Source organism: Clostridium porci (assembly GCF_009696375.1).
Taxonomy (GTDB): domain Bacteria; phylum Bacillota; class Clostridia; order Lachnospirales; family Lachnospiraceae; genus Enterocloster; species Enterocloster porci.
On record NZ_VUMD01000019.1, the window covers coordinates 23,254 to 34,840 of the forward strand.

An 11,587-nucleotide genomic window follows, 5' to 3' on the forward strand; every position below is an offset into this window, starting at 1 on the left:
ACTCCTAATCTTCTCAGAGTGCCCTTCTACTGTTCGGTAGTGTCTTCCTGGCAGCCCTCTTCATATTCCTGGTAGTTTCCCTCTTCTTCGTAGCTTTCCTCATATGCGTCCTCTGCAGGCTCAGGCTGTGAATCGCCGTACTGAAGCCCCATCTGTTCAAAAAGCCCCAGTTCCCTTGCCTGGCTCTCGCTCTTAATATCAATTTTATAGCCAGTAAGCCTTGCCGCCAGCCTTGCGTTCTGCCCTTCCTTGCCAATGGCCAGTGAAAGCTGGTAATCCGGAACGATAACCTGAGCTTCCCTTTCCTCCTCATCAGCCACTACGCAAATCACCTTTGCAGGACTCAAGGCATTTTCAATCAGATAGGCAGGATTTTCATCCCAGCAAATAATGTCAATCTTTTCTCCCCGCAGCTCATTGACAATGGAATTCACCCTTGCGCCGTTTAAGCCTACACAAGCTCCTACAGGGTCCACATTAGGATCCGTGGACATAACTGCAATCTTTGTTCTGGAGCCAGCTTCTCTGGCAATGGCCTTAATCTCTACTGTACCGTCTCTCACCTCTGCAACCTCAGATTCAAAGAGTCGCTTCACAAGATCAGGATGTGTTCTGGAAACGGAAACTCTCGGCCCCTTAGGTGTATCCTTCACTTCGATCACATATACCTTGATACGTTCTGTGGGGCGGAAAGTCTCCCCCTTCACCTGCTCGCTTTCATTCAGGATGGCGTCTACCCTTCCTAAATTAATGCTTATATTTTTACCAAGGTAGCGCTGAACGATGCCGGTCATTACGTCCTTTTCCTTTGTATAGTAATCATTATAAAGAACCTTTCGCTCCTCCTCGCGGATTTTCTGAAGAATCACATTTTTGGCATTCTGAGTTGCTATTCGGCCAAACTTTTTGGAGTCCAGAGGAATCTGCACCACATCCCCTGCCTCATATCTGGGACTCATCATCTTGGCCTCCGTCAGGCTGATTTCCATAATATCGTCTTCCACATTCTCAACTACCGTTTTCTCTGCGTATACGGCAAAGTCACATGTTTCAGGATTCATGGTTACTTTTACGTTATCGGCTTTTCCAAAATGGTTCTTGCAGGCAGTGAGCAGAGAATTTTCAATGGCCTCTATAAGCGTATCCTTGCTTATATTCTTCTCCTTCTCCAAAACTTCCATTGCCTCTAACAGTTCCTTGTTCATGTTTATCCTCCTATCCATGCCTCGGCATGTGAATTAACTAAAAGTCAAAAGCAAGCCGTATGAGAGCTATATCGGCCTTCTTAAATACCAGTTCACTGCCGTCCTCCATAGACAATGTCACAGTATAATCATCATATGCACGTAAGACGCCCGTAAATTCCTTCTGTTTATCCATTTGACGGTACAGCTTCACCTCCACGTCCTTACCCATGCTTCTTATGAAGTCCTTTTCTTTCTTAAGAGGCCGGCCCAGCCCCGGCGAGCTCACCTCCAAAATATAGCTTTCAGAGATAAAATCCTCCTTGTCCAGCCAGTCTCCCAGCTTCCGGCTGATCACCTCGCAGTCATCCACGGAGATTGAACCCTCCTTATCAATATAGGCTCTCAGATACCAGTTTCCTGCTTCCTTTACATATTCCACATCTACCAGCTCGAAGTTATGTTCTTCCGTCAGAGGAAGGAGGTATGCCTCCACCCTTCTTTCATAGTCTTCCTTTTTCCCCATGGGCCGCACCTGCTTTCTTACCCAAAATGAAAGAGTGGACCGATGTCCACTCTTTATCAGTAATCTACATTAGTTATCTCATACACTATAACATCATGTTTTAAGAAATGCAAGAGTTTTAAAGGAAATTTCTTAAAATTTCTCAAACTATTCCCAACAGCTTGAATAATTAAAGCGCTGTACACAAAAGCCGCAAACATGGCACACTGCCTGTCAGACGCCTCTTCTGCTCTCTACAGCATTTCCCTGCCTCTGCACCAGGTCTGAATAACGCTGTAATCATCCCCCAGAACCACCAGATCAGCGTCACAGCCGGCGGCGATCCTTCCCTTCCGTCTGTCTACTCCCAGACATCTGGCCGGATTAATGGTACAGGCGTTCACGGCCGTGTCAAAAGGAACCATAGCCTCCTCAACCAAAATCCTGAGCCCTTTATTCATATTAAGAGTACTTCCTGCAATGGTGTCCGTTCCCTTTAGCCTTGCCAGGCCGTCAGAGCCTATCTCAATATCATGTCCTCCAAGCTGGTAATTGCCTCCCGGAGGGCAATTTTTTGCCCTGAGAGAATCACTAACCATAATCCCATAGTCTCTGCCCTTTGCTGTAAAGAAATTGTTAAGGGCAGCCAGGTGGGAATGGCAGCCGTCACAGATGATTTCTCCGTAAATATCCCTGACTCTGAAGGAGGTTCCTACCAGCCCCGGCTTCCTGTGGTGGTAGGGCGTCATCCCGTTATAAACATGGGTCATAGACATGGCGCCATTGGCAATTCCCAAAAGAGCCTGCTCATAGGATGCGGAGGAATGGCCCATACTGACTACTACTCCGTTAGATGAGCAGTATCTTGTAAGGACATGATCCGGATCGTGCTCAGGAGCCAGAGTAATATACTTAATCCATCCCTTTGCGGCCTCCTGATATTCCTTAAACTGCTCTATGACAGGCGGCGTGATGGCCTCCGGCGGCTGAGCGCCTTTGTAATCCATATCCAGATAAGGCCCCTCAAAATGAATGCCTAGTATTTCCGCTCCTTCGTATTCTCCCTCTGCCACTGCCGCCACATTAGCTACAGCCTTTTTTAATATATCAGGCATCTGGGTGACAGTAGTTGGCAGAATAGCTGTCACTCCTTCCTCGGGAATTTGCTTCATCCACCTTCTAAGACCCTCTGGCTCTCCATCGTTTGTGTCGAAATCATAAGCTCCATGGGTATGGATGTCGATAAAGCCGGGAAGAACCCTTTTATCCCCATAATCTACATCTTCCTGCGCTGAACCATACTCCGCCACCTGCTTAATTATACCATTCTCAACAAGCAACGAAGCGGCCATAAACTGTCCTGCAATCCAAATACGTTTTCCCTGAATCCGCATGTTTACCTCCCTTTTCTAATATTTTTAGATTTTATTTAAATGATTACTATTATCTTTTTCTCAGGTTTAGTATAGCATATAAAAACATATTTTCAATCATTTTTATTTAATTAGAAATTTTTTTCTTTTTATTTTTTCAGTCTTTTGGAATCCGGCCGCAGAATCGCCGCAATCTGAGGAAATGGTTCCACGCTCCTCCTTAAGATTCCCTGGGTGTAGGCAATAAGAATCCCGTAGTTTGTTATGGGTACCCCCTGATCTGCTGCACGTTTCATACGGTACTTCATCTCCCTCTGATTGAGCATACAGCCGCCGCAGTGGACAATCATTTTATAAGGACTTAAATCATCTGGAAATTCTGTACCTGACATAAAGACAAACTCAGGCTCAGCTTTTGTATACCGGCGAATCCAGCCGGGCAGCTTCACCGTTCCGATATCCTCACACTGGCGGTGATGAGTGCAGCCTTCGGCAATAAGAATTTTATCTCCCTCTTTTATACTGTCCAAAGCCGCCACCCCTTTTACCACGGACTCCAAATCCCCCTTATACCTGGCAAAAAGAATGGAAAAGGAGGTGAGAGGAATATCCTCCGGCGTGTCCTCTGACACCTTGGCGAAAGCCTGGCTGTCGGTGATAACCAGACGAGGCTTCTTTCCCAGTAATTCCAGGGATTTGGCCAACTCAGTTTCCTTCACCACAACAGTTACAGCCTGAACTTCCAGCAGATCCCGAATCGTCTGCTGCTGAGGCAGTATCAGACGGCCCTTCGGAGCCGCAGAATCAATGGGAACCACAAGCACCACCACATCCATGGGATCTATCAAATCTCCCGCTATCCTCCGGCTGTTTTCCTCCGGCTTTCCCAGCCTCGCAAGACATTCCTTTAAGGCATGAATCCCCTCTCCTGTGAGAGCGCTTACAGAAAGCACGGGACATTCTAAAGGAACTAAATTTTTCTTTCCCAAATCGGCCTTGTTACAGACAACGACACAGGGAATTTTCTTTTCCTGAATCCGCTTCCAAAGAGCCTCATCCTCAGGACTCCATCCCAGGGAGCCGTCTATTACAAGCGCTGCCACATCGGTCTTGTTAAGCGCCTGAAAGCTCTTACTCACTCTGAGCCTACCCAGCTCCCCCTCGTCATCAATTCCAGGAGTATCAATCATTACGACAGGTCCCAGAGGCAAAAGCTCCATGGATTTAAACACGGGATCTGTGGTGGTTCCCCTGACATCCGATACCACAGCCAGCTCCTGACCTGTCACTGCATTTAATACACTGGACTTTCCGGCATTTCTCCTGCCAAAGAATCCGATATGAACCCGGTCGGATGCCGGGGTATTGTTCATTCCCATTCAAAATACTCCTTTCCTTTCAGCATAGAAGACAGCCACATGCTATGGCAGCAAACGCGGCCATACTACAGAGGCTGACGTCTGTCAGAAGACTTCTGTCTCCTAATTCCATGCTTCTCCACAAAGCCTGTAAGCATCATGGTCAGGGCACCGTCACCGGTCACATTGCAGGCCGTGCCAAAGCTGTCCTGGAGCGCAAAAATAGTAAGCATCAAAGCGGTTCCTGTTTCATCAAACCCAAGTATGCCTGTAATCAGGCCCAGAGAAGCCATGACAGTCCCTCCCGGAACGCCGGGAGCCCCGATGGCGAATACGCCAAGAAGGGCACAAAACAGCAGCATGGTACCTATCGAAGGAATAGAGCCGTAAAGTATTTTGGATACAGTCATGACAAAGAACACCTCGGTCAGAACAGAGCCGCACAGATGTATGTTGGCAAAAAGAGGAATGCCAAAATCAACCATATCATCTCTTAAGGGCGGCTGAGACTTTTTAGCGCAGCGGAGAGCAACTGCCAGAGTCGCGGCCGAAGACATGGTTCCCACTGCAGTGATATAAGCCGGACCATAGTTTTTGATCACCTCCACCGGGTTTTTGCCAGAGTAAACGCCTCCGATTGCGTAGAGCAAAGCCATCCAGATGAAATGTCCTACCATAACGATGACAACGACCTTCAGGAATACAGGCAGCTGCTTTGTAATGGTTCCTTCATATGACAGCGCACAGAAGGTAAAAGCGATAAAGATCGGAAGAATCGGTATGACGATTTTGGTAACAATGGAAAGCACAATCTGCTGAAATTCCTCCAATACGCCGGTTATTACCTTTGCCTTCGTCCAAGTAGCGGCCAGACCCAAAAGCAGAGAAAATACCAGGGCGCTCATAACAGGCATAATCTGCGGTATATCCAGCTGGAAAACAATATCCGGAAGCGTCTTTAATCCATCCGCCTTTGAAGCGATGGACAAATAGGGAATGATAACCTAGCCAGCTGTCATGGAAAACAGAGCGGCGCCAATGGATGACAGATAGGCAATGGTCACAGCAACTCCCAGCAGCTTTGACGCATTGCTGCCCAGCCTTGTAATAGAAGGGGCAATAAAACCAATGATAATAAGCGGAACGCAAAATATAATTATCTGATTCAGTATATATTTGATGGTTACAATCACATGCATGAAACCTTCATTGGCTGCCTGACCTATGAGAATTCCCAGAATCACGCCCAGCAAAAGCTTAAATGGTAAACTGCCTGCTATTTTTTTCATATCTATTCTCCAATCATAATTTTTATAATTTCCTTGTTGGTTTCCTTCATTCCCTCTTTTCCTAAACGACCAACGTTTTTCAGTGTAGCCTCAACTCCCTTGGTTACGATCCCGTCTCCCCCATAAAACTGCTGACCACGAATATACATATGGTAGCCCAGGATACCGGCATCTACAGCCGAAGCAATCTTCGCAGCGCAGGATGCCTTCGCCCCATCACAGACAATCCCTGATACGATAGCTAATGCGTTTACAACGGTATGCACCACCTCCTGGTATCCTCCTCCGCACAGATACGCAATTCCAGCGCCTGCCCCAGCGCCTGCACTTACTGCTCCGCAATAAGCTGATAAACGGCCTATTGGCGTTTTCTGATGAATTGCTGTGAGATTGGACAGGGTCAGAGCACGGTATTTTTTCTCCTCGCTTACCTTCAGCTCTCTGGCATATACTACAACAGGAACCGAAGCTGTAATTCCCTGATTGCCGCTTCCTGAATTGATGATCACAGGCAGCTCACACCCGTTCATTCTGGCATCAGAACCGGCTGCGGCCATAGCCTTGGCCTTGGTTTGTACATTATCTTCCGACATGGCAATCAGCACCTTTCCGATATTGGCGCCATAATCCCCTTTAAGCCCTTCCTCGGCAATGGCCATATTACACTCAATCTGACGATCCAAAATCCCTTTCACATCCGCAATATCCACTGTATTGGCAAAATCCCATATATCCTCCATATTCAGCAGGCTTCTGTCTGTCAGTCCATCTTCTGCTTCCCCCTTCACCTCCACCTGCCGCAGTATGCTTCCATCCTTCTCAATCAGCACAATATTGGTGTGGTAGACGGCGATACGCACCTTGGCATAGGAACTCCCCTTATACAGAGTAATCATGATATCAAAGGTAGCTCCATGATCCACATGCTCCACTATAATATCCGTATGTTCCATAAACTCCTTCATCTGCGCGGCCTGCTTTGGTGTAACTTTTGCAATCACCTCCAGCTCCTTTTCCGGCCTGCCTGCTATGATACCGGCTGTGACTGCAGCCGGTATCCCCTTGAGATGGCCGGTATTGGGTACGATAACAGACTTTACATTTTTAATAATGCTTCCGCTGGCCCCGATGACCACCCTGTCCGGTATAGTTCCAAGGGTTTTTCTGGCTATCGCCGCGGCATACGCCAAAGCAATGGGCTCCGTACATCCCATAGCAGGAAGCAGCTCCTCCTTAAGAATTTGTACATAAGCTTTGTACTTTTCATTCGTCTTTTCCATAACAATGCTGTTTCCTTTCCTCTTGGGTCTGATTTTACAAAACGCAGCCATAATTCATTTGCTCTTTTTCTACTGTACCATAAAATGATGCTGATGTAAAATTAATTTAACGATTTACCATTCCAGAGAAGTTGAATCTGTAAATGCCAATTTTATATCAGAGCTTTACATTTTATCCTATATATTGTTATAATAAAAATATATGATATGAAATAAATCCATAAAAATTCGTTATAGATAGAGAGGGGGAAGTTATGGATCAGAATCTATCCCAATATAAGATATTTTATGAGGTAGCCAAGGCCGGAAACATTTCAAAAGCGGCAAAGGAGCTTTATATCAGCCAGCCCGCTATCAGCAAGGCCATCAGCAAGCTGGAGGATAGCCTGGGCCTCTCTCTCTTTACCAGAAGTTCCAGAGGAGTACAGCTGACTGCTGAAGGCGAAGTCCTCTTCGAACACACCAAAGAGGCCTTTGACGCTCTGGAACGGGGAGAGCTGGAGCTTAAGCGGATTCAGGAATTTGATATTGGTCATCTGCGCATTGGCGTCAGCAACACACTATGCAAGTACATCCTGCTGCCCTACTTAAAAACCTTTATCGATCAGTATCCTCACATGAGGATAACCATAGAAAGCCAATCCACAGCCCAAACCCTGTCCAGGCTGGAGCAGCAAAAAATTGACCTTGGACTAGTAGCCGAGCCATCTGTGCGCAGGGACTTGTCCTTTATTCCAGTGATGGATATACAGGATATTTTTGTAACTACTCCCTCCTACCTTGAGAATCTCTATCTCAGAGAAGGCCGGGATACTGATATATTCGAGACAGGAAACATTATGCTCCTAGACTCCAGCAACATGACCCGGCACCATGTGGATGAATACATGGCACAAAACCACATACTTCCAAGGCAGATTTTGGAGGTAACTACTATGGATTTACTCATTGAGTTTGCTAAAATAGGGCTTGGCGTAGCCTGCGTTATAAAGGAGCTAATTCAGAAGGAGCTGGATAACCACACGCTGATTGAAGTGCCGCTTGACATCCCTATTCACAGAAGAACCATCGGATTCGCCTATCATCCATCCAATCAGACTACGGCTCTGAAAACATTTCTGGAATTTCTATACTAAAGAAAAAGGACAAAATCACGCCTCGGACTGGAGCATGACTTTGTCCCTTTATTATTGTAATATTAGTTATTGATCAGCTTATCCGTATCATTCCAGCTGTAAAGCTTTCTAAGCTCAGCACCAACCTTCTCCAGGGGCTGATCCGCTTCATTCTTTCTCATTGCGTTAAAATGAGGGCAGCCAGATTGGTTTTCCAAAAGCCAATCCTTGGCAAAGGTTCCGTCCTGAATGTCGCTGAGAATTTTCTTCATAGCCTTCTTTGTCTCATCCGTAACGATCTTAGGCCCTGTTATGTAATCGCCGTACTCAGCCGTATTAGAGATAGAATACCGCATACCCGCAAAGCCGCTCTCATAAATCAGATCCACAATAAGCTTCATCTCATGAACGCACTCAAAGTATGCATTCTCAGGCGCGTATCCCGCCTCCACCAGAGTCTCAAAGCCAGCCTTCATAAGAGCTGTCACACCACCGCAAAGCACAGCCTGCTCGCCAAATAGATCTGTCTCAGTCTCAACCTTAAAGGTAGTCTCCAAAATACCGGCCCTTGCGCCTCCCACGCCCTGGCCGTAAGCCAACGCCATATCCAGCGCCTTACCAGTGGCATCCTGATAAACGGCCACCAGACAGGGGGTTCCTCTTCCTCTCATATATTCGCTTCTTACAGTATGTCCCGGAGCCTTAGGAGCGATCATAGCAACATCCACATCCTTTGGAGGTACAATCTGTCCAAAATGAATCGCAAAGCCATGGGCAAACATCAGCATCATACCAGGTCTTAAATTAGGAGCAATAGACTCCTTATACATAGCCGCCTGCTTTTCATCATTAATAAGAATCATAATAATGTCAGCCCTCTTAGCTGCCTCTGCGGTTGTATATACCTCAAAGCCTTGCTCCTTTGCCTTCTTCCAGGAGCGGCTTCCCTCATACAGACCCACAATCACATTGCACCCTGACTCTTTTAAATTCAAAGCATGGGCGTGTCCCTGACTGCCGTAGCCGATCACCGCGATGGTCTTGCCTTCCAGTAAGGATAAATTACAGTCTTCCTGATAATAAATCTTTGGCATTCCTTTTTCCTCCTTAAAATTCCTTTGAAAATGTATATGCTAAGGCAACAAAACCGGCGGCTCTCAGTCCGCCCCTGGCCGCCCCTTATGCACCCAATCTGCCCAAAGGCTTCTATGGTAAAACCCGGATATCCTCGCATCCTCGCTCCAGCCCTGTAAGGCCAGTGCGGGCCAGCTCCAAAATCTCGTAATCCTCCAGCAGATTAATCAGAGCATCCAGCTTAGACTGATCGCCTGTCAGCATAACCGTCAGAGAATCCTTGCCTACATCTACGATGGTCGCCCGGAAAATGCTGGATATTGCGCTGACTGACTGCCGGTCTGCCGCATTTGCGCGAACCTTGATCATCATAAGCTCACGATATACGGAGCGATCCGGCTTTAATTCCTTGATATCTCTTACATCTTCCAGCTTATTAAGCTGATTCTTTATCTGCTCCAGCACCGTCTGATCTCCCAGAGAGACCACCGTCATTCTGGAATACCGCGGGTCAGCAGTAACGCCTACGGTCAAACTCTCAATATTATATCCGCGGCGGCTGAACAACCCCGCAACCCGCGCCAGTACACCGGCAGTGTTGTCTACAAGCAGCGATAACACGATTCTGTCATCCATCTCATCCCACCCTCTCTGCATATGGAACGTTTCCAAACGCTTTGCAGCCTGACAACGCCCCTTATAATCATAGTTCCAATCATAACAATCATTGTTCTATTTGTCAATTGCATAATAGGAATAGATAGCATGAGCCTAAGTTATATGTCTTCTACATAGACAGCAAAAGCCTCTTAAGCTCCTCCACTGTTTCCACCATATAATCTGGACGGCAGGCTCTCATCTCCTGCATGTCTCCATATCCATAAAGTACGCCTACGGATTCCATCCCCCACCGTCTAGCTCCCAACACATCATATTCCCGATCCCCCACCATAATCGCTCTCTTCACTGCTTCCTTATTAGAGCTTAGGCCGCACCGCTCCAGGACATAGCCTATCACCTCCTCCTTCCGGCTTCTGGTTTCCCCTAAATCCGCGCCTCCGATACATTCAAAATACCCTGCCATGCCAAAATGCTCCAAAATCTGCAGCGCGAATACCTCCGGCTTGGAGGTAGCCAACAGCAAATGCCTGCCGGACTCCTTAAGAGACTGAAGCATTTCCTTAATTCCGGCATACACCTTGTTCTCCTTCCAGCCCCTGGCGCTAAAATATTCTCTGTAAACTAAAATGCCTTCTCGCGCCTGTTCATCGGAAAAGCCATAATATTTTTTATAGCTGTCTGTAAGAGGAGGACCGATAAAGGGGCACAGACTGTCCAAATCCTCCACCTGAATGCCATAATGCTTCAGCGCGTAGCAAACAGACTTGGTAATACCTTCCTTGGGGTCTGTAAGGGTTCCGTCCAGATCAAATAAAATATGGGTCTTTTCGCTCATTGCAGTATACTCCTTTTTCCTTAACAGTTCGATTGCTTTCCATCCTTAATTGCTTCCTTAGGCATCTGAATCCAAACGTTCTGCCATATGCCTTTAAGGTTAAAGGTATTTACAGTATACCACATTCAATTTCTAAATGTAAAACAATTAAAAAAGGCAGCTATTAGGGCAGCTACTCATAAAACAGTATCATTAACAAACTGAAAGAGGATAACTGCCATACAGGGTGCAACATGAATAAAGTGGAAATTCCTTATTATTTAGGAGTGTTCGCTTTGCTTTTTTTAGACAGATGGTATGATTATATTACAATTATTATTACTAAGGAGTAAATGAAATGGAAGATGTATATATGTCTGCTTTGGCAGAAATGGGTGTATCATTAACTACTCTTGCGGTAAAAGGTGCCGCGACCGCTATAAATACAAAAATCAAATCCATTAAGGACGAGAAGAATTTAGAGAAAGTTCGCAACACTTACGATGAAATTGTTAATGAGCTTTTATCTGAACGCGAAGAAGCTATCCGTATTGCTCAAGCATATAAAACAGAACTGGATAGAATAGTAATTAGCGACGAGGATATTGAACATCTTCATAATACGGTTTCTCGTGTGCTTGAAATCATAAAATCTTTCCAGCTTATTTCCTCTATGACTAAAGGCGAGGAAGAAGTAAGTAAATAAAAAAAATGAGCAGGTAAAAAGCTATGAGCAAATTAAAGAATTGATTAGTGTGGATACGCTCAAAACCATGCAATTGTTAGGATTTAATTATAAAGCTGCCATTGTCATGTTCTCATCACCCCCTTTCTTCCCAGTAGGGGGCTATTACAACAAACGCCCATGAAGTGCAAGACTACATAGGCGTTTGGGTAATATGAGTTATCAAGACATACTAAATGAGCTGATAGTTCATCTTTATGGGCAAAATATTCCACAACGGGGAACAGAA

General features: G+C 46.0%; 10 protein-coding genes and 1 pseudogene. 2 read left to right on the plus strand and 9 right to left on the minus strand.

Translation table 11 applies throughout. The annotated features are described in order from the left end of the window. Positions 1–26: 26 nt before the first annotated feature. From nusA to FYJ39_RS16925, 6 genes and pseudogenes are all read right to left on the minus strand, one after another. Positions 27–1,205: a transcription termination factor NusA gene (gene nusA, locus FYJ39_RS16900; RefSeq protein ID WP_154473598.1), complete on the minus strand. Its 1,179-nt coding sequence runs from the start codon at positions 1,203–1,205 to the stop codon at positions 27–29. A gap of 37 nt (positions 1,206–1,242) precedes the next feature. After that, on the minus strand, positions 1,243–1,710 hold the full coding sequence (locus FYJ39_RS16905; protein WP_154473599.1) for a ribosome maturation factor RimP: 468 nt from the start codon (positions 1,708–1,710) through the stop codon (positions 1,243–1,245). A gap of 233 nt (positions 1,711–1,943) precedes the next feature. Further along, positions 1,944–3,083 carry an N-acetylglucosamine-6-phosphate deacetylase gene (nagA, locus tag FYJ39_RS16910; RefSeq protein ID WP_154473600.1) on the minus strand — a complete coding sequence of 380 codons (1,140 nt, stop codon included), beginning with the start codon at positions 3,081–3,083 and terminating at the stop codon, positions 1,944–1,946. Positions 3,084–3,211: 128 nt separating this feature from the next. Then, positions 3,212–4,441 (minus strand): [FeFe] hydrogenase H-cluster maturation GTPase HydF, encoded by a 1,230-nt coding sequence (gene hydF, locus FYJ39_RS16915; protein ID WP_154473601.1) that lies wholly within the window; start codon positions 4,439–4,441, stop codon positions 3,212–3,214. A 65-nt stretch (positions 4,442–4,506) separates the two neighbouring features. Then, positions 4,507–5,709 (minus strand): annotated as a pseudogene (locus FYJ39_RS16920) (dicarboxylate/amino acid:cation symporter). A gap of 2 nt (positions 5,710–5,711) precedes the next feature. Further along, positions 5,712–6,995, minus strand: a complete 1,284-nt coding sequence (locus FYJ39_RS16925) for an L-cysteine desulfidase family protein (RefSeq protein ID WP_353847314.1) — start codon at positions 6,993–6,995, stop codon at positions 5,712–5,714. Between the two features lie 248 nt (positions 6,996–7,243). Between FYJ39_RS16925 and FYJ39_RS16930 the strand changes: the two genes are divergently transcribed. Then, positions 7,244–8,125, plus strand: coding sequence for a LysR family transcriptional regulator (locus FYJ39_RS16930; protein WP_154473603.1), 882 nt, complete (start codon positions 7,244–7,246; stop codon positions 8,123–8,125). A 62-nt stretch (positions 8,126–8,187) separates the two neighbouring features. Here FYJ39_RS16930 and ilvC read toward each other — a convergent pair whose 3' ends face one another. The 3 genes from ilvC to FYJ39_RS16945 all read right to left on the minus strand — a co-directional run bounded on the left by ilvC (position 8,188) and on the right by FYJ39_RS16945 (position 10,634). Then, the gene (gene ilvC, locus FYJ39_RS16935; RefSeq protein ID WP_154473604.1) at positions 8,188–9,198 is read right to left on the minus strand and encodes a ketol-acid reductoisomerase; all 1,011 of its coding nucleotides are present in this window, start codon (positions 9,196–9,198) and stop codon (positions 8,188–8,190) included. 112 nt (positions 9,199–9,310) lie between these two features. Next, positions 9,311–9,835: an acetolactate synthase small subunit gene (ilvN, locus tag FYJ39_RS16940; protein ID WP_407923860.1), complete on the minus strand. Its 525-nt coding sequence runs from the start codon at positions 9,833–9,835 to the stop codon at positions 9,311–9,313. A gap of 130 nt (positions 9,836–9,965) precedes the next feature. Continuing rightward, positions 9,966–10,634 (minus strand): HAD family hydrolase, encoded by a 669-nt coding sequence (locus tag FYJ39_RS16945; protein WP_154473605.1) that lies wholly within the window; start codon positions 10,632–10,634, stop codon positions 9,966–9,968. A gap of 337 nt (positions 10,635–10,971) precedes the next feature. On the opposite strand from FYJ39_RS16945, the gene FYJ39_RS16950 reads away from it, so the two are divergent. After that, a complete protein-coding gene (locus FYJ39_RS16950) occupies positions 10,972–11,319 on the plus strand; it encodes a hypothetical protein (RefSeq protein ID WP_207708708.1) in 348 nt (115 codons plus the stop codon). Positions 11,320–11,587: the final 268 nt, after the last annotated feature.